The following is a 23,972-nucleotide window of genomic DNA, read 5'->3' as shown; positions in this document are numbered from 1 at the left end:
GACGTGCCCTTTCGGTCATCCGCCGATGATCACCGTCGCGGCGCCGGGGCCGGGGACGATGGGGACGCCGTGCATTGACGTGTCGCCGACCCTCGCGGCCGGGAACCCGCCGATCAGCACCGTCGTGCTGCCCATCACGATGCCGTTCGGCGCCGGTGAGGCGCAGACGATCCCGCCGGGAATGCCGTTCGCCACCGCCGCGGGCATGCCTGCGATCAGCACGGTCGCGATCGACGCGACGGGCGTGATCGGTCCGCCCACGTGCGGGGTGACGCCGTCGACGAGCGGGCACACGGCCATGTCGCCGACTCGGAGCGCGGGACCGACGGGCATGCACGAACGCTACCGATCGCGCCGGCGCGCCGCCGGGCTCGGGGGCGGGCGAAGGGGCAACGTCGCCGCCCGTTGAGGACACGTTGAGTGCGCGGAGAGCGGTCGCCGCGATGATGCTCGCGACGGCACCCGATCATGCCGTCCGACAGCGCCGAGGAGGAAGCCATGTCCCGCATCGCCGTCCGCGTGTACGCGCGGGATCCGATCTCCGAGGCCGGAGTGACGAGTGCGCTCCGACCTCGACCCGAGGTCCGGGTCGTCTCAGCCGAGGAACAGGACGCCCCGGACGTCGTGCTCGTGATCGTCGACGCGGTCGACGACGAGTCGCTCAACACGCTGCGCTTCGTCCGCCGCAACGGCGAGGCCAGGGTCATCCTGATCGCCGCGGAGCTCGACGACCAGGACCTGGTCCGCGCCGTCGAGAGCGGCGCGGTCGGGTTCGTCCGCCGATCCGAGGCGACGACCGACCGTCTCGTGTCGTGCATCGTCGCGGCGGCGGCGGGGGAGGGCACCGTCCCGCCCGACCTGCTCGGGCGGCTGCTCGACCAGGTCGGCCGGCTCCAGCGCACGGTGCTGGACCCGCGCGGCATCGCCTTCACCGGTCTCGCGTCCAGGGAGATCGAGGTGCTCCGGCTCGTGGCAGACGGATGGGACACGGCCCACATCGCGGCCGAGCTCTGCTACTCGGAGCGCACCGTGAAGAACGTGCTGCACGACGTCACGACCCGCCTGCAGCTCAGGAACCGCTCGCACGCCGTCGCGTACGCCATGCGCGAGGGCCTGATCTGACGCTCCGGCGTCCCTGCGGCTTGCCCGAGGAGGAATCCGACGCTGCCCCCGTGGATGCCCCGGCTCCGCCGACCGGTGCACGGCGCCGGACCACACTTGACGCATGATCGGCGAGATCGACGACGCGATCCGTGCCCTCGTGCGGCGGTCCGAGGGGATCGCCGCGGACATCGAGGTCGCCCTGGACGCGCCCACGAAGGAGTGGGCGGCACGCCGCAACGCGCCGACGGTCGACCTGTTCCTGTACGACATCCGCGAGGACATGCGTCGTCGTGAACACGGCTTCACCGAGGTCCGGGACGAGCACGGCGTCGTCACGAACCGCGTGCCCGCACCTCGGTTCTTCAAGCTCTCGTACCTGGTGACGGCGTGGACGCAACGACCCGACGACGAGCATCGCCTGCTCGACGCGCTGCTGCGGTGCTTCCTCCAGTACGACGCGGTACCGGATTCGTTCGTCGTCGACACGCTGGCCGAGACGGGCCTTCCGTGCTCGATCAACGTGGCGCTGCCCCCGCCGGAGGACCGGGCGTTCGCCGACGTCTGGTCGTCGCTCGGCGGCGAGCTGAAGCCGTCGCTGGACGTCGTCATCACCGCGCCGATGACGCGCGGGATCTCGTACCCCGTCGGCCCGCCGGTCGATCGCGTCGAGACGCGTCTCAGCGCCGCCTCGCTCGGCGTGACCGACGAGGTCCGGAACCTGCCGCGTGTCGGCCCAGACCGTGCGCGCCCGAGGAGGTGACATGATCTCCGACCCCGGCATCGTGCACCTGCTGGGTCGGGTCGGCGTCATCGAGGACCGGATCCGACGACTGGTGGCCGCGCGGCGCGCGGTCGACCCGCAGCCGGACGACCCGTTCCGCGGGCTCTACCTGAGCGACGAGATGGTCGATCGGCTGCTGGCGGGCGCACCGGGGGTGCCCGACTGGTCGGATGCCTCGGCGCGACTCGCCGAGACCGAACAGGCCGCCGACCTCGCCGAGGCCGCGGGGCATGCGCTTCGCCTCAGGCGCCTGTCGCAGGCGTTCGGACTGGGCCCGATCGACGAGGACCTGCTCGTGATCGCGTTGGCGGCCGACCTGGATCCGAGGTTCGAGCGGTTCTTCGGCTACCTCAACGACGATGTCGGGCGCCGCCGGCCGTCGTTCGCGCTCGCACTCGAGCTCTGCGGCGTGCCGCTCACGTCTGCGGCCGACCGGGCCCGCCTCATCTCCGGGCCGCTCGTGTCGGGCGGGCTGGTCGTGGTCGAGGACGACGACCGTCCATTGCCGGGTCGGGCGGTGCGGGTGCCGGATCGCGTGGTCGGGCACCTGCTCGGCGACGACGGACCCGATCGCGCACTCGAAGGGGTGCTGCGCGATCCGTCGTCGGTCGAATGGGGCGACCCGAGCCGGGTGTCGGCCGCGCTCGCGGCGGGCATCCGTCTCATCCACCTCCGCGAGCCGGCGACCGGGTCGGGCGAGGCCGTCGCGCATCGAGGCCTCCGGTCCCGAGGCCTCGGCGCACTCTTCCTCGACCTGTCGCGCCTCGGCGCCGAGCACGAGGCGATCCCGCTCGCGCGTGCCGCCGTCCGGGAGGCGCGGCTGCGCGGCTGCGGCCTCATCGTCGGGCCGCTCACCGACCAGACCCCTGCAGGCCTCGTCGAGGTGCTCGCCGACTCGCCGCAGCCGACGGTCTTCGTCGGCGACACGACCTGGAACCCGACATGGTGGCGCGAGCTGCCGGCGATGATCGACGTCGAACCGTCGACGGTCGACGACCGCGCCCGACTGTGGCGCGACCTGCTCGGGCCGGTCGCCGAGTCCATCGACGTCGCCGAGGTCACCGGCCAGTTCCGGCTCCGACCCGAACAGGTGCAGCGCGCCGCGCGCACCGCGCGCACCCAGGCGACGGTGTCGAGGACCGGGGAGCTCACGGCCGACGACCTCGCGGCCGGGGCCCGGGCCGAGAACGCGTCGGCGCTCGACCGGCTCGCGCGTCGCGTCGACCCGAGGGTCGGCTGGGACGACCTCGTCCTGCCGGCGGCGCCCATGAACGCCCTCCATGAGATCGAGCTGCGGGCTCGGCACCGGGAGCAGGTGCTCGGCGACTGGGGGATGCGACCGGGCGGCGGCCGCGGCCACGGCGTCGTCGCGCTCTTCGCCGGCGACTCCGGCACGGGCAAGACGATGTCGGCCGAGGTGGTCGCGGGCGGGCTCGGGCTGGACCTCTACGTCATCGACCTGTCGACGGTCATCGACAAGTACATCGGAGAGACCGAGAAGAACCTCGAGCGGATCTTCCGCGCCGCGACCGGCACGAACGCGGTGCTGCTGTTCGATGAGGCCGACGCGGTGTTCGGCAAGCGCAGCGACGTGAAGGACGCGCACGACCGCTACGCCAACGTCGAGAGCGCCTACCTCCTGCAGCGCATGGAGACGTTCGACGGCCTCGCGATCCTCGCCACGAACCTCCGGGCGAACATCGACGAGGCCTTCACGCGGCGTCTCGACGTCATCGTCGACTTCCCGATGCCGGATGCCGCGCACCGCTCGAGGCTCTGGGACCGCAGCCTCGGCAGCCGGTTGGGCCGCGACGACGACATCGACCTGGAGTTCCTCGGGCAGTCGTTCGAGCTGGCCGGGGGAGCCATCCGCTCGGCCGCCATCACCGCCGCGTACCTCGCGGCGGCCGAGCACGGCACCGTGCGGATGAAGCACCTGATCGTCGCGGTGCACCGCGAGTACCGCAAGCTGGGCCGGCTCGTCGTCGAGCGCGAGTTCGGTCGCTACTGGGCCGAGGTGGCGAGCGGATGACGGAACTCGCGTCAGGAGCCGCCGTGCGGCCGCACGGGCGGTTCGACGTGCCCGAAAGGGCAGACCTCGCCCGTGACGGCCGCTGCGGCGGTCCAATGGAATCGGGCGACCGTGGAGGTGGACCATGCACGCACACGACTGGGATCCCGCCGAACCGGCGACGGTCCGGAAGGCGGAGACCGCTCGCGAGGCATCGGCGTCCGCCGCTGCGGCGGGCCTGGCCGCTCGACGGCCTGAGGCGATCGGACCGGCCGGGATGCTCCGCCTGCAGCGCGAGGCGGGCAACGGCGCGGTCAGCGACCTCGTGGAGGAGGGGCGGTCGCCTGTACACGACGTGATCTCGTCGGGCGGCGCCGCGCTGGAGCCCGGACTGCGGACCGACATGGAACAGCGATTGGGTGCCGACTTCGGCGACGTCAAGGTGCACACGGATGCTCCGGCGCACGAGTCCGCGCGCTCCGTGAACGCGCACGCGTACACCGTCGGGTCGCACGTCGTGTTCCAGCGGGACGCGTACGATCCCTCGACCACCGCGGGTCGGACCACGATCGCGCACGAGCTCACGCACGTGGTGCAGCAGCGTTCGGGGCCCGTCGACGGGTCTCCCGCCGGCGGCGGCATCAGCGTGAGCGACCCGGGCGACCGGTTCGAGCGGGCCGCGGCAGACAATGCTGCGCGGGCGATGAGCGATCCTGCGCCGGTGCAACGTCAGGCGGATGACTCGGGCGCGACCCCGACCGTGCAACGCCAGGGCGAAGAGGACGAGGAGGAGTCCGTGCAGGGCCTCTTCGTGCAGCGCCAGGAATCCGAGGAGCCGGAGGAGGAAGCGGCGACCTGAGTTGCGACCGGCCATGGTTCGGACCTCCGCACCTCCCCGACCGACGCCCGCCCCCTGACCGGAGCCGACGCCGATGACGCTCGCCGCGGAGACGAAACGCGATCGACCGCCCGCCGGTCGACGCCCGCCGGGCGGCATCCGCTCGGCGTCGACCACCGCGCTCGCCGCAGCCCGCCGGAGCCTCGACGCACGCCCGGCACCGCCGCCCGGCGTCGAGTCGATCCTCGCGCTGCAGCGTGCTGCCGGCAACGCCGCGGTCAGCGCCCTCGTGGCCGCGAAGTGGCGGCGACCTGGCGGCGACGCGATCGCCGAGATCGACGGAGCCCTCGTCGAGCTGCGTCGCGACGAACCCGACATCGATCGCGTGGAACGCGGGCTCAAGCAGGCGAAGGCGGCCGGGATCCCGGTCGACCTCGAGGGCATGAAGCCGCCGGCCTCGGCGCTCGCGGTGCGGATCACCGGCTTCGGCCCGGGCTCGGTGCCGGCGAAGAAGCCCGTCCCGCCGCCGAAGCCCGTGCCGGCCACGTCGCCGCTCGGGAAGGCCGTGGCCAAGCGCTCGAAGGTCAAGCACAGGGCGACGGCCGCGGGTCCACGCGCTGCGGGAGGCGGCGGGCCGGCGCCCGCAGCGGGACCGAAGCCGCTGACGGCCGACAAGCTGCTCCTTCCGCCGGTGCCGCCCACCGGCGTCGCGCCGACCAGGGACCCGGCCTTCGCGCGGGTTGCGGGCGGTGTGAAGTCGTTCGGGGCGGCGAAGCGCGCCCACCCGCCCGCAGCGTCGAAGGCGAAGGAGGCGCAGGACGCCGCCGTCGCCCCGAGCGACGACCTCGCGGGCCAGGCCAAGGCCGCCAAGGCCGATTCGATGGACGCCCAGCAGCCGGGCACCTTCGACAAGAAGGCGTTCATCGCGGCCGTCAAGTCGGCGATCGAGGCGAAGTCGCCGAAGACCCTGAAGGAGGCCGACGACTACGCGAAGTCGGGGAAGGCCGGCGAGGTCAAGGGCGAGGTCAAGGGGCTCGTCGGGCAGGGAAAGGAAGGCGCGGCGCACGACATCGAGGCGGCCACGGCGGCGCCGCCCGACCAGTCGAAGGCCGTGCCGAAGCCCGTCACGCCGATGGCGACCGAGAACCCGGGCCAGGTCGCGCAGATCCCCGCCGCGGGAGCCGCGCCGAAGCCCGCGCCGGCGGAGCAGCTCAACCTCGAGGCGGGCAAGCACGAGGTCGACCAGGAGATGGTCGACGCCGACGTCACGGACGAGCAGCTCGCGAAGTCGGGCGAGCCCGAGTTCGAGGGTGCGCTCGCCGACAAGCGGACGGCAGCGGCGCACGCGGACTCGGCGCCGGGCGAGTACCGGGCCGTGGAGCAGTCGACCATCGCGCAGGGCAGGGCCCAGGCCGGCGCGGCCACTGCGGCCGGCGTGCAGGGCATGCAGGGGACCAAGGCGGCGGCGCTCGCCAAGCTCGTCGCCGACAAGGGGCGGACGAAGACGAAGGACGAGCAGCGCCGGGCCGAAGTCACCGCGAAGATCCAGGGCATCTTCACCGCCACCGAGACCGACGTGAAGAAGATCCTCAACGGCATCGACCCGAAGGTCGAGGCGGAGTTCGAACGGGGCGAGGCCGCTGCGAGGGCGCGCTTCGAGACGTACGTCGCGGCGAAGATGTCGGCCTACAAGCGAGACCGGTACGGCGGATGGCTCGGCGGCCTCCGCTGGGCCAAGGACAAGTTGTTCGGCATGCCCGACAAGGTCAACGAGTTCTACGTCGCCGGGCGCGAGCTCTACCTCGCGCAGATGGACGGCGTGATCGACCGCGTCGCGAACATCGTGGGCGGAGCCCTGACCTCCGCGAAGCAGCGCATCGCGAAGGGTCGCGGCGAGATCGCCTCCTACGTGAAGTCGCTGCCGAAGGACCTGAAGCGGGTGGGGTCGGAGGCCGCCGAGGAGATCGCCGACCGCTTCGATCAGCTCGAGAGCGAGGTCAAGGACAAGGAGAACGACGTCGTCCAGACCATCGCGACCAGGTACGTCGAGGCGCGGAAGGGACTCGACGAGCGGATCGAAGCCCTGCAGGCGGAGAACCGGGGGCTCGTCGACAAGGCGATCGGTGCGATCAAGGCCGTCATCAACACCATCCGCGAGCTCGCCGCGATGCTCCGGAACGCCCTCGCCCGGGCCGCGAGCGTCGTGGGCGACATCGTCGGCGACCCCGTCGGGTTCCTGGGCAACCTCATCAGCGGCATCAAGGGCGGCATCGACAAGTTCTTCGCCAACATCACCACCCACCTCAAGAAGGGCCTCATGGGATGGCTCTTCGGACAGCTCGGCGAGGCGGGCATCGAGATCCCCGACACCTTCGACCTCAAGGGCGTGGTGAAGCTGCTCGCATCGGTGTTCGGCCTCACCTGGGCGAACATCCGCAACCGCCTCGTCCGGCAGATCGGCGAGACGGCCATGGCGGCCGTCGAGCGCGGCGTCGAGGTCTTCCAGGTCATCAAGGACCAGGGCGTCGCCGGGCTCTGGGACAAGCTCGTCGAGAAGATCGGCGACGTCAAGGCGATGATCGTGGACCAGCTCCAGGACTTCGTGATCACCAGGATCATCACCGCGGGGATCACGTGGTTGATCAGCCTGCTCAACCCGGCCGCCGCGTTCATCAAGGCGTGCAAGCTCATCTACGACGTGGTGATGTTCTTCGTGAACAACGCCGCCCGCATCGCGCAGTTCGTCAACACCGTCATCGACGGCGTGATCGACATCGCGAAGGGCCGCGTCGGCGTGGTCGTCGACAAGATCGAGAGCGCGCTGAGCCAGATGGTGCCGATCCTCATCGGCTTCATCGCCAGCGTCCTCGGCATCGGCGGCATCGGCGAGAAGATCCGGTCGATCATGAAGGCCATCCAGCGCCCCATCAACAAGGCGCTCGACGCCATCATCAAGACCGGCCTGAAGGTCGCCGGTCCCATCATCCGCGGCATCAAGGGCATCAGCACGAAGGTGAAGGCGAAGGTCGCGGCGGGCAAGGCGTGGGCGAAGGGGAAGGTCGAGGCCGGCAAGCAGCGGATTCGGGACCTCGCAGCGGTGATCCCGTCGGCGTTCGGCTTCTCTGCCGGCGGCAAGCCGCACCGAGTCTGGATCGAGCACGCCGCAGGACATCGGATCATGGTCGCGAGCGCGCCGACCGAAGCAAGCGTGCTGCTCGACCACTACGCGGCACAGGTGGCCGAGTTCCCCGACAACACCCCGAAGCGGCAGAGGGACAAGGCGGCTCTCAGCGGCCGTGTCGTCATCGCGCGCAATCGACACGACGCAGTCCGGGGGGAGGTCGCGCTCCTGCAGAACGTGCGTGACATGGTCGCCGAACGGAACCGCCTCACGAGCAGGCAACGACGGTTCGCGGAGAGCCTCATCCAGCTGTTCGACGCCGTGCACAGGCAACGCATGAAGCTCGCGAAGGACGCGCCGAAGTACACGACACCGGGCGGCAAGGCGTCGGCCGGATCCGTCCAATGCGTCGCGCGGTTCCTCGTGGACTGCGCACCTGGCGAGCGGGCGTACCCGACCCGAGGAGGCGCCGCGCCGGTGGGATCCCGCGGCGCACCTGGAAGGAAGAAGGGCGGCCGGACGTTTCACGGCCTCGAATCCCCCGAGAGCGGCCTCACCGGTCAGATAGGCGGCTACGCGGTCGAGAGTGCCCAGGCCGCGAGGCACATCGAGCAGCGGGCGGAGTTCATCACCCGAGCCACCGGAGACGAATCGCCGTCGACCCATGCCGAAGCTCGACTGCTCGCGCAGGTGGAGCGCATGGTCGCAGTGGACCCGGACTGGAAGCGGCGGGTTCGGACCGTCGAGATCCACGTCTCGCACAGTCCGTGCCCCAATTGCTCGGAGCGCCTCATCGCGCTCCACGAGATCTTGGAGAGCCCGACCCTGAGGTTGGCGATCGTGCAGTGGGGTAAGCGCTACGAGGGGCCGTATCCGACGACCGGTCAGTCCATAGGCGCGCTGCGTCGCAAGTACTCCGTCATCGGACCCTGACCTCAACTGAGCCACTGCCCGATCGCGCAGCCACGACTACCCACCCGCACGCACGCACAGACTGCACCTCGAGGCACGCGCGCGCGGACGCTGGAACCACGTGATCCAGCGAAGGAGCCTCCGATGCCCACCTACCTCTCTCCCGGTGTGTACGTGCAGGAGATCGAGGCCGGCACCCGGCCGATCGAGGGTGTCGGCACCGCGGTCGCCGCGTTCATCGGCCTGGCGCCGAAGGGTCCAGAGAACGAGCCCACGCTCGTGTCGAACTGGACCCAGTACGTCGAGAAGTTCGGCGGCCTCGTCGAGGGCGCATACCTCGCCTACGCCGTCTACGGCTACTTCCTCAACGGCGGCGGGAACTGCTACGTCGTGCGGATCGGCGCAGGCTCCGGCGACGGGCATTCGAGCAAGGGCCGCAAGGGGTCCCAGAAGCAGCTCCCCGCGGGCCCGCAGACCGCCAAGATCGGCAACTACGTCTTCACCGCGAAGAACGCGTCCCCGAACGCGAAGCCGGTCAAGGTCGAGGTGAGCGACGCCGAGGCCGAGGGCGCCGAGGAGGGCAGCTTCAAGATCGCCGTGACCGTCGAGGGTCGCTCGCCCGAGGTGTACGACGGCGTGTCGGCGAGTCCCGCGAGCCCGAACTTCGTCGTGACGAAGCTCGCGGAGTCGAAGGCGGTCGTCGTCGAGGAGGCGGACGCCGCGGCAGGCGCCATCCGCCCGCAGAACGGCACGTTCGACCTGGAAGTGCCCGAACCGGAGGAACAGCCCGTCGTGCACGAGGGCCTCGCCGCCTCGGACTACATCGGCGACTCTGCCGACCGCACCGGCTTCAGCGGCCTCGAGGAGGTCGAGGAGGTCACGATGGTCGCGATCCCCGACCTGATGGCGGCCTTCCAGCAGGGCGCCGTCGACCTCAAGACGGTCAAGGCGGTGCAACTCGCCGTGATCGCCCATTGTGAGCTGATGGGCGACCGGATGGCGATCCTCGACCCCCCGCCGGACCTGTCGGCGCAGGAGGTCGTCGGGTGGCGACGGAACGACGCCGGATACGACTCGAAGTTCGCCGCGCTGTACTACCCGTGGTTCACGGTGCTCGACCCGGCGACCGGGGCGAACCGCTACGTTCCGCCCTCGGGCCACATCGCGGGCCTCTGGGCGCGCAGCGACAGCGAGCGAGGGGTGCACAAGGCGCCGGCGAACGAGGTCGTCCGCGGCGCCGTCGAGCTGCAGACCCAGCTCACCCGCACCGAGCAGGAGCTGCTCAACCCGATCGGCGTGAACGCGATCCGCAGCTTCCCGGGCCGGGGAATCCGGGTCTGGGGCGCGCGAACCCTGTCGAGCGACTCGGCCTGGCGGTACGTCAACATCCGCCGCCTGTTCAACTACCTCGAGAAGTCGATCCTCAACGCCACCCAGTTCGCGGTGTTCGAGCCGAACGACCCGGCGCTGTGGGGCAAGCTCACCCGCTCGATCTCGGCGTTCCTGATCGGCGAATGGCGCAAGGGAGCCCTGTTCGGGCGCACGCCGGACGAGGCGTTCTTCGTCAAGTGCGACGACGAGACCAACCCCGCCGACGTCATCGACTCGGGCCAGGTGGTGTGCCAGATCGGCGTCGCGCCGGTGAAGCCCGCCGAGTTCGTCGTCTTCCAGCTCTCGCAGTTCTCGGGCGGCACGAGCCTCGTGACCGAGTGACCGCCGGAGCGACCAGGACCACCACCCCACCCGGACCACCATCCGACCGAACCGAACCCAGGAGCACGCCATGGCACTCGCCGATTCCTTCGACTCCTCACCGGCCTATGCCTTCAAGGTCACGATCGACGGCATCGAGATCCCGAAGGTCACCGAGGTCACCGGCCTCAAGAACGAGGTCGACAAGATCGAGCTCAAGCAGCAGCTCGCCGACGGCAAGTACGTCGCCCGCCAGCTGATCGGTCGCGCGAAGACGGGCGAGTTCACGGTCACCCGTGGCCTCACCGAGTCCAAGACGATCAGCGACTGGCTGAAGGTCGTGATGAACGGCGACGTCGCCGGGGCGCGCAAGAACGCCTCGGTCGAACTGCTCGACTACGAGGGCAGCACCCTCAAGAAGTACGAGTTCCGCAACTGCTGGGTCCGCTCGGTGGAGATCAACTCGTTGAAGGCGGGCGCGACCGAGCAGGCGACCGAGAAGTTCACCGTCTGCTTCGACGAGTCCGAGGTGACCTGATGCAGCGGGTCATCGCGACGATGCCGAGCACGGCGGCATCCGGCGCCGAGGAGGCGCAGGGGCCGGCCGGCGCTGCGGGCCCCGGGGCGGGGGACGACGGGGTCATGCGCACCGAGTTCGCGTTCGAGCTGCCGCGCGGCTACGTGGGTCCCGACGGGACCGTGCACCGGCGCGGCGTCATGCGCCTCGCGACGGCGCGCGACGAACTGCTGCCGCTGTACGACGCGCGCGTGCAGGAGAACGCGGCGTACACGACGGTCGTCCTGCTCGGACGGGTGATCACCTCGCTCGGCACCCTGCCGTCGGTCGACGGTTCGGTGATCGAGAACATGTTCGCATCGGATGTCGCGTTCCTGCAGGACTTCTACCGTCGGATCAACGCCGAGGGCCACACCCGAATCGCCGTGACGTGCCCCGAGTGCTCGCACCGCTTCACGGCCGACCTCGCTGGTGGGCGCCTGGGGGAATCATGACGTACCCGGCCGACCGCATCCATGAGGAGGTCGCGTACGTCGCCTATCACTTCCACTGGTCGCTCGACGACATCCTCGACATGGAGCACACGGCGCGTCGGCGCTACGTGCAGGAGATCGCGGCGATCAACACGCGACTGAACGAGGGCGGTTGAGCGGTGCGGTGGCCGTGGCAGCGAACCGAACGGACGGGCACGGCTGCGGCCGGCCCCGTTCCGACGGATGCCGCGAGCGCCGCGGCCGGGTCGACGCAGCCGGATCCCGGGCCGGTCGCGCCCGCCGGCTGGGCCTTCCTCCCGGCGTTGCAGCGGGAGGTCGACCGCACGCCGCCGGCCGCCCTGCGCCCGGGCTTCGTCGATGCCCTTCCGACCCGGGTCGTGCCGGCGTCGCTCGGGACGATGGGGCACCTGGTCGACGCCCGCGCGCCCGCCGGAACGGTCGCCGTCGACGATGCGGCGCTCGGCGCGCCGATCCAGCGTGCGACGGCGGTCGACCTGCCGTTGCGTCCGGCGCGCCCGGAGGGCGGTGCGGGGTCCGGTCATCGGTCGGGCCCGGCGGTCTCGGTCCAGCGCGCCGCCGTGAGCCAGGTGCCGGTGGAGGATGCCGCGGACGTGACGGGGGTCGCGGACGTGACGGATGCCGAGGAGGCGACGAGCTCCGCGGCGCCCATCGCCGCCCGGCCGGATCAGCTCGCGACGCATCCTCCGGTCCCGTCCGCCGAGCCGGGCTCCCCGAGCAGCGAGGCACCGGCGACGGATGTCCCGACGCTCGGCGCAGCGGGGGAGGCGGCCGACGTCGAGACCGGTGCGGTGGCGGCGGGAGGCCTCGACGGCGCCGGTCGCGGCGACGGGCTGCCGGTGACCCGAGACGCCTCGCGCGGTCCCGGCGCAGCTGACCTCCCCGTGCAACGCACGATCGCTCCGGGCCGCGAACCCGCCGCCCACGAGCGCTCCGCAGATGATCGGCAGGCCGGCCATGGTGAGCGGGGGACCGTGTCCGGCGCGGGGTCGGGGGAGCACTCGGCCCCGACGATCGCGGCGCGGTCCATCGATCGCCCCGCGCCGCCGCCGACCTCGGCGCCGACCGCACCGTCGGTCCTCCCATCGGAGGCACGCCGGCCCGGCCTCGGGCCGCCGCTCGCACCGGCTGCCGTGCAGCGCATCGCCGGGTCGAGCGACATCCGCGCCGCGGAGGACGCGTTCGGAACCGGCGCCGGAGTCGGCCCCGTCGTTGCGGGCGCATCGGCTGGGACGATCGAGGGCCTCGCCGCGCCGGAGCATCCGCACGATTCGGACGATGTCTTCGCGGCGGCGCCCGACGCCGGGGCCGGCACGTCGGCACTCGGCCACGCCCCAGGCGAGGGGGTGCCGTTCCTCGGCGACGAGACGAGCACGGACGCGCCGATCCTCGCCGACCGGGACCTCGCCGCGCCGGGCGGGTTCACGCCGACGCCGGAGGTCGCGTCGACGGCTCCATCCCACGGGGCGGAGCTGACGATCGCGACCGGACCGCAGTCGGCCGACACGGCCGCTCCGACACCCGGCGCACCCTCGGATGCGCCGAGCATCTCGCGGACGACGGAGGCTCCGGGACGTCGGGCCGCCGGCGGGTCGGGGGCGGGCGCCGCCGTCTCCGTCCAGCGACGCGTCCCGCTCGACTCCGCCGAAGACGGAGCACGGTCGGCGGCGCTCGCGATGACCTCGCTCACTCCGTCCCGGCGCATCGTGCCGTCGCTGGGAGCATCGTCGCCGTCGTCGCACGGTACCGGCGCCGCCGGACGCCGCGTCGTCGTGGCGCGGGTGATCGCGCCGGACGCGTCACCGTCCGTGCACGCGCAGCGCGACCTCCAGCCCGGCGACGCGCCGGGCGCAGGCGCGGACCGCGCGCCCGGCTCCGTCGGGTTCGGCGGAGCGCGATCGACGCACCGCTCGGACGCGGCCGGTCCGGGCCGTGCGGGTCCGTCGCTGCCGTCCCTGGCGACCGAGTCGTTCGGCTCCCCGCATGCCGAGGCATCCGTCGCCTGGACCTCGGCGGCGGACCCGGCGGCGCACACGACGGCGCAGCGATCCGCCGCGGGCGTCGGGCGTGGCGCCGCCGAGTCCGCGCCCGCGACGCCGGCGCCCGGCGGGTCGCTCGCGGTGCAGCGCTTCGGCCTGCCGTCGCTTCCGTCGGTGCCCGGCGCGGGCGACCTGCCCGACCTGCCCGACCTCTCGACGCTCCGCCGACGCGTGCCCGGCATGCCCGACGTGCCCGACCTGGCCGAGGCCGCCGGCGACGCGAGGTCGCGAGCCGAGGACGCGGCGTCCGGCGCGATCGCGACGGCGCGCGATGCCGTGCCGAGCGCGTCGGAACTCCGCGACCGCGCCGAGCAGGCGGCCGGCTCGGCCGGCGGCGCGGCCGCCGCGGCCGCCGCCGCCGTGGGCGACGCCGCTGCCGCGGCCGGCGCGGCGCTCGGCGGGGGTGCAGCGGGCGCCGGCGACGTGGAACAGCTCGTGCGGCGGCTCTACGGGCCGCTCGTCCGGCGAATCAAGGCGGAACTCCTGCTCGATCGCGAGCGCCGGGGCATCCGCATCGATGGGATCTGACCGTCGACGCCACCGCGCCGTCGACGGGACCTGAACGAAGGAGGCGACATGCTCACCGACACCGAGATCGCCGTCGGCGTGCACTACCTCGTGCATCTCGACGAGCACGACCTGGGCGACTTCGCGACCTGCGACGGCCTCGGGGTCGAGGTGGTGCTCGAGTCCAGGGAGGAAGGCGGCAACAACGGCTTCGTCTGGCAGTTCCCGACGCGCCTCAAGTACCCGAACATCAAGCTCTCGCGGCCGGTGAGCAAGGACACCGCCGACACCATCGTGAACTGGGTCGTCGCGGCGGTGACCGGCCCGTCCCGCGGCACGGGGCGAATCGAGATCCGCAGCGCCGACAACAAGCCCGTCGCGGCCTACGACCTGCACGACGTCATCCCGGTGCGGTGGTCGGGTCCGGCGCTGAGCCCGGACCAGCCCAAGGTGCTCGTCGAGACGCTCGAGATCGCCCACAACGGCTTCGTTCGCACCGGCTCGACGTACTGAGGCGGACGACATGCCGATCACGACGACCGCCTCCGACACGACGAGCCTCGTGCACGCCGCCATCGACGTGCACGAGCCGGGGCAGAAGCCCGGCAAGGTCGGCGCCCTCATCACGACGATCGACTTCCAGCTCAACCCCAAGGAGCTGACCGTCACCAAGTCGGCGAAGTGGGAGAGCAAGAGCCAGAAGAAGTCCGCCTCCGCGCCGCCGACGACGTACCAGGGACCCGACCCGCAGAAGATGAGCGTCGAGATGTACTTCGACGAGACCCGGCAGCGCGACGGGAGCGTCGTCAAGCGGGTCGAGGCGCTCTTCGAGGCGTGCACCCCGACCAGCGCATCGGTCGACGGCAACCGTCCCTCGGCGCCGTGGGTCAAGTTCCGCTGGGGCGTGCTCACGGGCTTCGTCGGATACATCAAGAGCGTCGCCGCGAAGTACACGCTGTTCTCGCCCGACGGCACGCCCCTGCGCGCCGTGTGCACGGTCGCGCTCGAGGAGCTCGCGAACGAGCCGTCGAAGCAGAACCCCACCTCCGGCGGGCTGCAGCCGCGGCACTCGCACGTGGTGCGCGAGGGCGACTCGCTCGCGGCCATCGCGTACGCGGAATACGGCGATCCCGCCCGTTGGCGCGACCTCGCGGACGTCAACGGCATCGACGACCCCCTGCGACTGCGCCCGGGCGCCACGGTGCTGATCCCGACGCTCGAGGAGCTCTCGCGCGCGGACGGTCGCGTCATCGCCAGGAGGGAGATCGCCCGTGCCCTCGTCCGTTGACGCCTACACGAGCCTCGTGCTCGTCTCGGTCGGCGGCTCGACGCTGCCGCCCGAGGTCTCCGCCCTGCTCGCGAGCAGTCGGGTGACGGATGCCGCGAACCTGCCCGACTCGTTCGAGCTCGAGTTCCTCGACACCGCCGGCACGGCCCTCGCGCAGGGCGGATTCGAGATCGGGGCGGCGGTCGTGATCAGCGTCTCGCAGAACGGCGCCGAGGGGCAGCGGAAGCTCCTCGAGGGCGAGGTCACCGCGCTCGATCGCGAGGACATCGGCGGGGAGCTCCGCACGAGGGTCCGCGGACTGGACGCCTCCCACCGACTGTTCCGGGGCCGCCGGATCGCCGCGTACGTCGACATGTCGACTGCCGACATCGTGCGCAAGGTCGCCGAACGCGCCGGGCTGCGCACGGGCACGATCTCGGGACCGCCCACGGTGCGGCCGCACACCACGCAGGACAACGTGAGCGACTGGGTCTTCCTCAAGCGACTCGCGGATGACTCGGGCTGCGTGTTCGCCGTCACGGAGGGCCGGCTCGACTTCGGGCCCCCGACGGCCGCATCCACCGCGTCGGACGACTCGGCCACGGCGGTCGACGATCCGATCGTCATCGAGCACGGGCGCAACACGATCTACCTCCGATCCACGATCACGAGCGCCGAGCAGGTGCCCGAGGTCGAGGTCCGCGGCTGGGACGTCGCGGCGAAGCAGAAGGTCGTGTCGACGGCGCCCGCGAAGACGGAGTCGGCCGACCTGCCCACCGTCGACCCGGTGAAGGTCGCGAACGTGTTCTCCAGCCCCCGGTACGTGAGCGGTGCGGGAACGGGCTCCCAGCAGCCCCAGGATCGACTCGCCCAGTCGCTCTCGGCACGGATCGCCGGCGGATTCGCGGAGATCGAGGCGCAGATCCTCGGCAATCCCGGGATCCGGTCGGGCACCGCGGTGCGGCTGCAGGGCTTCGGCGCACCGTTCGACGGCCGCTACGTCGTCACGGAGTCGCGACACGAGTTCACCCCGGAGCAGGGGTACACGACGTCGTTCACCGTGAGCGATGCGTCCGACCGGTCCCTGCTCGGCGCCGGGACCAGGCCCGACCGCGGCGGCGCCTCGGCGATGCAGGGGGTCGTCACCGCGCTCGTCAGCGACGTCCACGGCAGCGGCGGGGCGGAGGAGGAGGGCCGGGTCCGGCTCACCTTCCCGATCCTCTCCGACGAGTACGTGAGCGGATGGGCTCGGGTCGTGCAGGCGGGCGCCGGCGGCGACCGGGGGTCGATGATCATGCCGGAGGTGGGCGACGAGGTGCTCGTGGCCTTCGAGGCGGGGTCGTTCGATCGTCCGGTGGTGCTCGGCGGGCTGTACAACGGCCTCGACCAGCCGAGTGGCGGGTGGGCGTCGGCCGTCGAGTCGGGCTCGGTCGTCCGCCGGAGCTTCGCGTCCCGCACGGGCATGGTGGTGGAGTTCCTCGAGCGTCCCGGTGAGGAGTCCGTCCGCATCTCGACGAACGAGGGCAGCCAGCACGTGACGCTCACGCAGACCGCGGAGAAGGGGATCCGGATCGTCGCGGCGGGCCCGGTCGAGGTCACGGCCGAGGGCGACGCCACCGTCACCGCGGGCGGCGACGCCTCCGTCTCCGGCACGAAGGTGGAGGTCGCGGCGAGGTCCGAGCTGACGCTCTCGGCCCCGAAGGTCGCGATCGAGGGCGCGACGTCGCTCGACCTGAGCGGCGCGAAGGTCTCCCTGAAGGGCAAGGCCTCGGCCGAGCTGTCGTCGTCCGGCTCGACCGTCGTGTCCGGCAGCCTCGTGAAGATCAACTGAGGTCGAGACGGGATCGGAGGGCCGGAGATGTCGCAGGAGTTCGTCGGACGGGGCTGGTCGTTCCCCGTCCGCGCAGACACGGGCGGCCGGATCGCACTGTCCTCGGACGACCACGAGATCGAGGAGAGCATCCGGTTGATCCTCGCGACGGCGCCCGGTGAGCGACCCATGCGCCCCGAGTTCGGGTGCGCCGTGCACGACTACGTCTTCGCGCCGGCGGATGCGGCGACCGCGGGAGCCGTGGGCGACGCGGTGCGCACCGCGCTCCGCCAGTGGGAGCCGCGGATCGACGTCACCCGGGTGGCCGTCTCGTACGGTCGCGCCGACGAGGGGCTGCTCCTGATCGACATCGGCTACGCCATCCGCGGCTCGAACGACCCGCGCAACCTCGTCTTCCCGTTCTACGTGATCCCGGAGCGCGCATCGGAGGCGACGCCATGAGCCTGCCAGCACCGAACCTCGACGACCGCCGATTCCAGGACCTCGTCGACGACGCGAAGCGGCTCGTCGCGCTGCGCTGCCCGGAGTGGACGGACCACAACGTCTCCGACCCCGGAGTCACGCTCATCGAGGCGTTCGCGTTCATGGCCGACGAGCTCTTCTACCGGCTGAACCGCGTGCCCGACAAGCTGTACGTCGCCTTCCTCGACCTCATCGGGATCACGCTCTACCCGCCGACGGCGGCGACCGCCGATGTCGTGATGTGGCTCGCTGCGCCGCGCACGGACGTCGTCGTCGTCCCAGCCCGCACGGAGGTCGGGACGCCGCGGAACGAGCAGGCCGAGTCGGTGGTGTTCCAGACCACCGTCGAACTGCAGATCCCGCCGCGCTCGCTCGCCCACGTCGGCAGCCGGTCGGGGAACGCGACGACGGTCCGGGGTGCGCGACTCGGCGCCGACCCGATCGAGGCGTTCTCGACGCCCCCGAAGGTGGGCGACGAACTCCTCGTCGGCCTCGACCAGCCGGCGCCCGGGCTCGCGATCGGCATCCGCCTCGACTGCACCGTCCGCGGCGTGGGCGTCGACCCGCTCGACCCGCCCACCGTGTGGGAGTCCTGGAACGGCTCGGGGTGGACCCCGTGCGACCTCGTCTCCGACCGCACCGGCGGGCTCAACCAGCCCGGCGAGGTCCGACTCATCGTGGCGCGCGACCACGTGGCATCCGTCATCGGCGACGAGCGCGCCGGGTGGATCCGGTGCCGCATCGTCGAGCGCGAGGAGGGGGTGCCGACCTACAAGCAGCCGCCGCTCGTGCGCGAGGCGTCGGCCGACACGGTGGGCGGCGTCGCCGTCGCGATGCACGCGCGGACCGTCGACGAGGAGGTCCTGGGGCTCTCCGAGGGCGTGCCCGGGCAGTCGTTCGCGCTCCAGGAGCGGCCGGTCGTGGACGACGGCGAGGCGTTCGTCGTCGAGGTCGGCTCTGGGAGCGGATGGCACGAGTGGTCCGAGGTCGACTCGTTCGCCGGGTCGGCGGAGGACGACCGGCACGTCGTCGTCGACCGCGCGACCGGCACGGTGGCGTTCCCGCCCGCCGTCCGGGAGCAGGACGGGAGCCTCCGTCGCTACGGCGCGGTCCCACCGAAGGGCGCGCCCCTGCGCGTGCCGCGGTACCGGGTCGGAGGCGGACTGCACGGGAACGTCTCGGCCGGCAGCCTCTCGGTGCTCCGTTCCACCGTGCCGTTCGTCAGCGGCGCGATCAATCGCAAGGCGGCCCACGACGGCACCGACGGCGAGACGGTCGAGGAGGCGAAGGTGCGCGGTCCGCTCGCGCTCCGCACGCGGGATCGTGCGGTGACGCTCGGGGACTTCGAGCAGCTCGCCAAGCGCGCCGCGCCAGGCGTCGGCAGGACCCGCGCGCTCGCGGTCGACGACGGCGGCGGTGCGGGGGTCCGGCTGCTCGTGGTGCCGACCGTCTCCGTCGGCCCGGGCGGGCGGATCGAGTACGCCGACCTGCAGCCCGGTCCGGAGCTGCTGGAGGCGATCTCCGACGACCTCGAGACGCGACGGATCGCGGGCACCCGGCTCCTCATCGAGCCGCCCGAGTACCGCGGTGTCACCGTGGTGGCGCGATTGGTCGCGGGCCCGCGCGTGGCGGTCAAGCGCCTGCAGGATGAGGCGCTCGCCACGCTCTACCGGCACTTCGACCCGATCCGGGGCGGCAACGACGGCAACGGATGGCCCTTCGGACGCCCGGTGCTCGCCGGCGAGGTCTACGCGGTGCTCCAGTCGCTGCCCGGCGCCGAGCTGGTCGACGACGTCCTGCTGTTCGAGGCCGATCCGGCCACGGGCGAACGCGGCGAACCGGTGCAGCGGATCGGGCTCGCGCCGTCCGCGCTCGTGTACAGCTTCGCGCACAGCGTCCGCGTGACCTCGGGGGTGTGACCATGCGCGGGATCGTGCACGAGCGGATCAACCGGCAGCCGCTCGCCAACCCGGTGCCGCTCGGCATGCGGCTGCCCGGGATCCTCCAGGAGGACGGGTTCCTCATGCGGTGGACCAGCGCATTCGACGACTCCATCGCGCCCGTCTACGCAGTGCTCGACAACCTCGAGGCCTACGTCCGACCGGCCTCCGCCCCGGCCGACTTCCTCGAGTGGCTCGCCGGCTGGGTCGACGTCGCGCTCGACGACGCCTGGTCGGAGGAGCAGCGACGCTCGATCGTCGCGGGCGCCGCGGCGTTGCACCGGCGCGCCGGCACGCCGGGCGGCATCCGCGATGCGGTGCGACTCGCTGCCGGGCCGGACGCCGAGGTCGACGTCGAGGACTCCGGGGCGTGCGCGTGGTCGCCGACGTCGGGTGCGCCGCTGCCCGGATCGGCCGAGGCGCGGCTGGAGATCACCGTCACCGTGCCGAAGGGCGACCGGGCCGAACTCGAACGTCGATTCGAGCGCGTCGCCGCAGCCGTGGTCCCCGCGCACCTGCCGGTGGGCGTGACGGTCGTGGTCGCGGGCTGAACGGAACGGCGTGCCGGTCTCGGCGCGGTGCCTGCGCCGGGTCCACCGCCGTCCTCCTCAGTCGACGCCGAGCTCGACGCGCATGCGCCGGTAGCCCTCCGCGGCGCGCTCGGCCGCCAGCACGTCGCCCGAGCGGCGCTGCACCTCGACGAGCGTGCGCCAGGCTTCGTCCAGCCATGGGTTGATGTCCACGGCGCGGGTCGCGGTCGCGACCGCGGTGCGAGCCGAGCCGAGGCGCAGTTCGAGGTGCGCGAGGGACGCCGCGGCCTCAGAGGCGCGCAACCGATACCGCTCGCGGGCACCCGTCACCCACTCGGCCGGCCCGTCCTCGGGGAGCACCTCGCCGGTGTAGCGGTCGAGGGCGGAGCGAAGGCCGTGCGCCGTCGACTCCGCATCGCCTCGGCGCTTGGCCGCCGCCGCATCGGCGAGGTGGTCGTCGAAGTCGGCGAGGTCGCAGTCGCGTCGATCGAGGACCCCGAGACGGTAGGCCTCGCCGACGCGCTCGACGATCGAGCTGTCGTCGTCGGCGCGGGGGCGGGGGAGCGCGCGCCGGAGGCTCGACACGCTCACGTGCAGCGCGTGCACCGCGGACTCCGTGCCGAGGTCGCCCCAGAGGATCCCCGCGATGAGCTCGCGATGGACCGGGGCGCCCGAGTTCAGTGCCAGCATCCGCAGGAGGGCACGGGCCTGCGGCCGCACCGTGCGGAGGTCGATCTCGGTGCCGTCGGCGCGCAGGTGGAACCCGCCGAAGCACTCCACCGTGAGCCGCGGCAGACGCGACGCGGTGGTCCCCGGCCAGTCCGACGGCGTCCCGTGAGGCTGCCGCGCGAAGGCATCGGTGACGAGCGACGGCAGCCGGGGCAGCCCGGTCTCGAGGGCGCGTCGCCGCCAGGTGGTGCGCGTGCCCGACCCGGCTCCGGGGCGGTCGGGCGCCAGCGACTGCGCGACCTCGAGCACCGCTCGCGCCCCGTCCGCACCCGAGGACCGGACGGACCCGTCCGCCCGGACGATGAGTTCGCGGGCCTGCTCCGACCCGGATGCCGCCGCGGCGAGCGCCCCGCACGACCGGGCCCAGGCCGCGACGTCGGCGTATCCGATGCGGTCGAAGCGGTCGGCGACGGCCGCCGCCCGAGCGCTGGTGACCTGCCCGCGCCGAAGCCGGACGACGAGGTCCACGCCGGCGACCGACGCCGCGGCCAGTGCCTGCTGCTCCGTGTCGCACGAGTCGACGATGCCGCGCACCGCGGAGGACGGAAGGCCCGCGATCGCTGCGATCGCACCCTGGCAGACCCGTGCGGGCAGGGCGTCCGCCGCCTCGACGCACTCGCGTTCGAGGGCCGCGAGCGCGTCCAGCGTCGTATCGCGAGGGGTCAGCGGTTCGCGGATCACGAGCAGGGCCAGACGTGCCGACCTGGCCTGCGCGGGCGTGCCGCCGTCGACGATGCGGCGGAGGAGCGGGATCGCGCCCACGATGTCGCCGCGGCGCAGCCGCGCGATGGCCGCGCCGACCGGGTCGCCGACGGGTGCCGGAGCGCGGTCGGGTGCGTTCGCGACGTCGGCCGGCGACGGCGTCGGGGACATCACGGGGGGCGAGCTCGCTGCGGCCGATCCGGAGGTCGCGCCCTCGAGCGTCCGGCACTCGCCGAGGTGCCGCCGGAGCACCGGCGGCACGACCCGATGCCCGAGCACGACCTCGTGCATCACCGATCCGGAATCGACCGCGCCGAGCAGGCGGCCCGCGCCCGTCGCTCCGAGCACACGGGCGCAGGCGGTGAAGTCGAGGCGCGGCAGTTCGCTCGTCCGCTCGAGCGCGTGGCGGACCTCGGACGGCAGTGCCTCGAGTGCCGTCTCCAGGCAGCCGGCGGCGAAGTCGGATGCCAGGTCGGCCTCCACCATCGACTCGACGGCGTCCGGGTCGACCCGTCGCGCGCGCCGAGCGAGCAGCTCGATGAGCGCCGGCCATCCCGCGGTCTCCTGCGCGACGCGCGACGCGCAGCCGAGGCCGAGCGGCCGGCCGGCGACCTCGCCGAAGAGGAGGGAGATCTCGTCGATGCGGAGGCCGAGTTCGGGTGCGGTGATCGTCGTGGACCGTTCGGCGGCGGCGTGGACGATCGACGAGGGCAAGGGGAGGCGGGAAGCGAGCACGAGCCGTGGCATCCGCTGCGCACTGCCGAGCACGCGCTCGAGGGCGGCCTCGGCGGGCGTCCCGGCCACGCACCCGGCATCGTCGACCGCGACGGTCTCCACCCCGTCGGCGGCCGCGCCCTCGATCGCCGATCGAAGCCGGTCGGGGTCTTCCTGCGCCGTGGTTGCGGAGACGACGGACGTCCTTCCGAGGGCGGATTCGAGGCGGCCGATCAGCGTCGACTTGCCGGCACCGGCGGGTGCGACGACGAACACGAGCCGCGCCTGCAGACGCGTGACCAACCGACCCGGGATCGTCCCCCCGGGCGGCCGTGCTTCGCGTCCCCAGATCGCCATGGTGCACTGCCGGTTCCCTCGCCATGCTCCCGCACCCGATGCCGGGTGCGCAATCACCGCATCGTCGATGTTCCGGTACCTGCCTACCGAGGGGCCCGATCGCTCGCATCCGTGCAGTCCCTGAGGTGAGGCCGGAGTCGCGCGCATGGCGCTCCTGCCGCGGCTCCGAGCGATAGCATTCAGGCCTGACCTGCCCCCACGTGCCCGACCCGACCCGAACCGGAGCAGCCCCGCCATGAGCGCCCAGACGCCCCCGCCCGTCCCGCCCGCACCGCCGGTCCCGCCCGCGGCGGCGTCGGACGCCGCGACGCTGCCGTACGGGAGCGCGCCGCTCGCCGCGCCTGCGGCACCCGGGCCCGTGGCATCCGCCCCGGCCGTCACCGCGTACGCTCCTCCCGCCTACGGCACGGCGCCCGCTCCCTGGACCCCGCCCGTCACGGCGCCGCACAACGTGCTCGCCTGGGTCGCGTTCGGGCTGGGGCTCGGTGCGCTGGTGGTCGGTCCGATCAGCTCGATCGCCGCGATCGTGTGCGGGCACATCGCCCGCGCGCAGATCCGCCGCACGGGCGAGCAGGGCGCCGGCGCGGCGCTCACCGGACTGATCTTCGGCTACGTCCTGACCATCGGAATGGGCCTCGCGATCGTGCTCTACGTGCTGCTCATCGTGACGATCTTCGCCGGCACGGCGTACTCCTCCGGCGTCCCGACGAGCCTCTGACCGCGCACCCGGCCTACGATTTAACGCACGCGCGCCGAGGTGATATTCTCGTGTGGTTGCCGCGACAGCGGCACGCGCCCCGATAGCTCAGTGGTAGAGCACTTCCATGGTAAGGAAGGGGTCGTCAGTTCAATCCTGACTCGGGGCTCTGGTTCCTCCGGTTTCGCCGGAGAAGCCTCGCGGCGGGGTAGCTCAGGTGGTTAGAGCACACGGCTCATAATCGTGGTGTCGCGGGTTCGAGTCCCGCCCTCGCTACAATGAAACCCCCGGTCGGCCGGGGGTTTTGTCGTTTCTTGATGCGCCGAGTCTTGATTGTCGTCTCGGCGGTGTCGTGGGGTCGAGTGTCGTGCGTGCTCCCAGAATTGCTCGCTGATCTGGAGATTCTCTCGTGTGGGGCGATGTCTGGGGGTCACGCTTTATTCAACGCTTATTCGAATGTCGACCGAGGATTTCCCGAGCTTAGTTTGTCGCGGCGTGGACCCGTGGCCTGGCCCGTGGTCAGGTCGCTATGAAACGCAAACGCGACGGCCGCCTGGTCGCATCGGTCGATGGCGGCTTGAAATGGCCTGCTCAGGCCGATCTTCGGTCCTCGGGTAACTGATTCGCGACGGTTGTGTGCCCTGTTGTGACACCCGAACTTCTGGCCGCGGAGCGTGAGCGCTCATGGCCATGGAGGCCTCTGAGCGCA

The 23,972-nt window shown here is 72.2% G+C and carries 19 protein-coding genes and 2 tRNA genes; 19 read left to right on the top strand and 2 right to left on the bottom strand.

Annotation, left to right across the window (positions count from 1 at the left end; all coding sequences use genetic code 11):
- Nucleotides 1–15: 15 nt before the first annotated feature.
- The gene (locus GJR97_RS05985; RefSeq protein WP_154345594.1) at nt 16–333 is read right to left on the bottom strand and encodes a PAAR domain-containing protein; all 318 of its coding nucleotides are present in this window, start codon (nt 331–333) and stop codon (nt 16–18) included.
- Between the two features lie 165 nt (nt 334–498).
- Between GJR97_RS05985 and GJR97_RS05980 the strand changes: the two genes are divergently transcribed.
- The 16 genes from GJR97_RS05980 to GJR97_RS05910 all read left to right on the top strand — a co-directional run bounded on the left by GJR97_RS05980 (nt 499) and on the right by GJR97_RS05910 (nt 20,085).
- Complete coding sequence (locus tag GJR97_RS05980) at nt 499–1,122, top strand: response regulator transcription factor (protein ID WP_154345593.1); 624 nt, start codon at nt 499–501, stop codon at nt 1,120–1,122.
- Between the two features lie 103 nt (nt 1,123–1,225).
- Nucleotides 1,226–1,864, top strand: a complete 639-nt coding sequence (locus tag GJR97_RS05975; protein WP_154345592.1) for a DUF4255 domain-containing protein — start codon at nt 1,226–1,228, stop codon at nt 1,862–1,864.
- 1 nt (nt 1,865) lies between these two features.
- On the top strand, nt 1,866–3,917 hold the full coding sequence (locus tag GJR97_RS05970) for an ATP-binding protein (RefSeq protein WP_154345591.1): 2,052 nt from the start codon (nt 1,866–1,868) through the stop codon (nt 3,915–3,917).
- Nucleotides 3,918–4,041: 124 nt separating this feature from the next.
- Nucleotides 4,042–4,755, top strand: coding sequence for an eCIS core domain-containing protein (locus GJR97_RS05965; protein WP_154345590.1), 714 nt, complete (start codon nt 4,042–4,044; stop codon nt 4,753–4,755).
- Between the two features lie 73 nt (nt 4,756–4,828).
- A complete protein-coding gene (locus GJR97_RS05960) occupies nt 4,829–8,788 on the top strand; it encodes a hypothetical protein (protein WP_154345589.1) in 3,960 nt (1,319 codons plus the stop codon).
- A gap of 123 nt (nt 8,789–8,911) precedes the next feature.
- The gene (locus GJR97_RS05955; RefSeq protein WP_154345588.1) at nt 8,912–10,480 is read left to right on the top strand and encodes a phage tail sheath family protein; all 1,569 of its coding nucleotides are present in this window, start codon (nt 8,912–8,914) and stop codon (nt 10,478–10,480) included.
- 70 nt (nt 10,481–10,550) lie between these two features.
- Nucleotides 10,551–10,997 carry a phage tail protein gene (locus GJR97_RS05950; protein WP_154345587.1) on the top strand — a complete coding sequence of 149 codons (447 nt, stop codon included), beginning with the start codon at nt 10,551–10,553 and terminating at the stop codon, nt 10,995–10,997.
- A complete protein-coding gene (locus GJR97_RS05945; RefSeq protein ID WP_154345586.1) occupies nt 10,997–11,470 on the top strand; it encodes a hypothetical protein in 474 nt (157 codons plus the stop codon). The genes GJR97_RS05950 and GJR97_RS05945 overlap by 1 nt, the downstream gene beginning before the upstream one ends.
- Complete coding sequence (locus GJR97_RS17845) at nt 11,467–11,625, top strand: DUF6760 family protein (RefSeq protein WP_195760621.1); 159 nt, start codon at nt 11,467–11,469, stop codon at nt 11,623–11,625. Before GJR97_RS05945 ends, GJR97_RS17845 begins: the two co-directional genes overlap by 4 nt.
- A 3-nt stretch (nt 11,626–11,628) precedes the next feature.
- Nucleotides 11,629–14,055, top strand: a complete 2,427-nt coding sequence (locus GJR97_RS05940) for a hypothetical protein (protein WP_154345585.1) — start codon at nt 11,629–11,631, stop codon at nt 14,053–14,055.
- A 48-nt stretch (nt 14,056–14,103) separates the two neighbouring features.
- The gene (locus tag GJR97_RS05935; RefSeq protein WP_154345584.1) at nt 14,104–14,547 is read left to right on the top strand and encodes a phage tail protein; all 444 of its coding nucleotides are present in this window, start codon (nt 14,104–14,106) and stop codon (nt 14,545–14,547) included.
- Nucleotides 14,548–14,557: 10 nt separating this feature from the next.
- Nucleotides 14,558–15,322 carry a CIS tube protein gene (locus GJR97_RS05930; protein ID WP_154345583.1) on the top strand — a complete coding sequence of 255 codons (765 nt, stop codon included), beginning with the start codon at nt 14,558–14,560 and terminating at the stop codon, nt 15,320–15,322.
- On the top strand, nt 15,306–17,132 hold the full coding sequence (locus GJR97_RS05925; protein WP_154345582.1) for a VgrG-related protein: 1,827 nt from the start codon (nt 15,306–15,308) through the stop codon (nt 17,130–17,132). The genes GJR97_RS05930 and GJR97_RS05925 overlap by 17 nt, the downstream gene beginning before the upstream one ends.
- A 27-nt stretch (nt 17,133–17,159) precedes the next feature.
- Nucleotides 17,160–17,573: a GPW/gp25 family protein gene (locus tag GJR97_RS05920; RefSeq protein ID WP_129234379.1), complete on the top strand. Its 414-nt coding sequence runs from the start codon at nt 17,160–17,162 to the stop codon at nt 17,571–17,573.
- The gene (locus GJR97_RS05915) at nt 17,570–19,513 is read left to right on the top strand and encodes a putative baseplate assembly protein (protein WP_154345581.1); all 1,944 of its coding nucleotides are present in this window, start codon (nt 17,570–17,572) and stop codon (nt 19,511–19,513) included. Before GJR97_RS05920 ends, GJR97_RS05915 begins: the two co-directional genes overlap by 4 nt.
- 2 nt (nt 19,514–19,515) lie before the next feature.
- On the top strand, nt 19,516–20,085 hold the full coding sequence (locus GJR97_RS05910; RefSeq protein ID WP_154345580.1) for a phage tail protein: 570 nt from the start codon (nt 19,516–19,518) through the stop codon (nt 20,083–20,085).
- A gap of 57 nt (nt 20,086–20,142) precedes the next feature.
- Here the strand turns inward: GJR97_RS05910 and GJR97_RS05905 are convergent, their stop codons facing one another.
- Nucleotides 20,143–22,512, bottom strand: coding sequence for an AfsR/SARP family transcriptional regulator (locus GJR97_RS05905; protein ID WP_195760620.1), 2,370 nt, complete (start codon nt 22,510–22,512; stop codon nt 20,143–20,145).
- Nucleotides 22,513–22,801: 289 nt separating this feature from the next.
- On the opposite strand from GJR97_RS05905, the gene GJR97_RS05900 reads away from it, so the two are divergent.
- From GJR97_RS05900 to GJR97_RS05890, 3 genes are all read left to right on the top strand, one after another.
- Nucleotides 22,802–23,284 carry a DUF4190 domain-containing protein gene (locus GJR97_RS05900; RefSeq protein WP_154345578.1) on the top strand — a complete coding sequence of 161 codons (483 nt, stop codon included), beginning with the start codon at nt 22,802–22,804 and terminating at the stop codon, nt 23,282–23,284.
- Between the two features lie 76 nt (nt 23,285–23,360).
- Nucleotides 23,361–23,432 (top strand) — tRNA-Thr (locus GJR97_RS05895).
- 33 nt (nt 23,433–23,465) lie between these two features.
- Nucleotides 23,466–23,539: transfer RNA gene (locus tag GJR97_RS05890), tRNA-Met, on the top strand.
- Nucleotides 23,540–23,972 lie beyond the last annotated feature (433 nt).

Origin of the sequence: Agromyces kandeliae (assembly GCF_009674665.1) — a bacterium.
Lineage (GTDB): Bacteria > Actinomycetota > Actinomycetes > Actinomycetales > Microbacteriaceae > Agromyces > Agromyces kandeliae.
The sequence above is the reverse complement of the archived record's forward strand: the minus strand, read 5'-3'. Positions and strand labels throughout refer to the sequence as shown.

Excerpts from the sequence above, each read along its gene's own strand:
- GJR97_RS05935 (WP_154345584.1), top strand. The coding sequence starts at position 14,104 with ATGCTCACCGACACCGAGATCGCCGTCGGCGTGCACTACCTCGTGCAT.
- GJR97_RS05985 (WP_154345594.1), bottom strand. The coding sequence starts at position 333 with ATGCCCGTCGGTCCCGCGCTCCGAGTCGGCGACATGGCCGTGTGCCCG.
- GJR97_RS05915 (WP_154345581.1), top strand. The coding sequence starts at position 17,570 with ATGAGCCTGCCAGCACCGAACCTCGACGACCGCCGATTCCAGGACCTC.
- GJR97_RS05965 (WP_154345590.1), top strand. The coding sequence starts at position 4,042 with ATGCACGCACACGACTGGGATCCCGCCGAACCGGCGACGGTCCGGAAG.
- GJR97_RS05950 (WP_154345587.1), top strand. The coding sequence starts at position 10,551 with ATGGCACTCGCCGATTCCTTCGACTCCTCACCGGCCTATGCCTTCAAG.
- GJR97_RS05945 (WP_154345586.1), top strand. The coding sequence starts at position 10,997 with ATGCAGCGGGTCATCGCGACGATGCCGAGCACGGCGGCATCCGGCGCC.
- GJR97_RS05910 (WP_154345580.1), top strand. The coding sequence starts at position 19,516 with ATGCGCGGGATCGTGCACGAGCGGATCAACCGGCAGCCGCTCGCCAAC.
- GJR97_RS05980 (WP_154345593.1), top strand. The coding sequence starts at position 499 with ATGTCCCGCATCGCCGTCCGCGTGTACGCGCGGGATCCGATCTCCGAG.
- GJR97_RS05960 (WP_154345589.1), top strand. The coding sequence starts at position 4,829 with ATGACGCTCGCCGCGGAGACGAAACGCGATCGACCGCCCGCCGGTCGA.
- GJR97_RS05920 (WP_129234379.1), top strand. The coding sequence starts at position 17,160 with ATGTCGCAGGAGTTCGTCGGACGGGGCTGGTCGTTCCCCGTCCGCGCA.
- GJR97_RS05970 (WP_154345591.1), top strand. The coding sequence starts at position 1,866 with ATGATCTCCGACCCCGGCATCGTGCACCTGCTGGGTCGGGTCGGCGTC.
- GJR97_RS05930 (WP_154345583.1), top strand. The coding sequence starts at position 14,558 with ATGCCGATCACGACGACCGCCTCCGACACGACGAGCCTCGTGCACGCC.
- GJR97_RS05955 (WP_154345588.1), top strand. The coding sequence starts at position 8,912 with ATGCCCACCTACCTCTCTCCCGGTGTGTACGTGCAGGAGATCGAGGCC.
- GJR97_RS17845 (WP_195760621.1), top strand. The coding sequence starts at position 11,467 with ATGACGTACCCGGCCGACCGCATCCATGAGGAGGTCGCGTACGTCGCC.
- GJR97_RS05900 (WP_154345578.1), top strand. The coding sequence starts at position 22,802 with ATGAGCGCCCAGACGCCCCCGCCCGTCCCGCCCGCACCGCCGGTCCCG.
- GJR97_RS05975 (WP_154345592.1), top strand. The coding sequence starts at position 1,226 with ATGATCGGCGAGATCGACGACGCGATCCGTGCCCTCGTGCGGCGGTCC.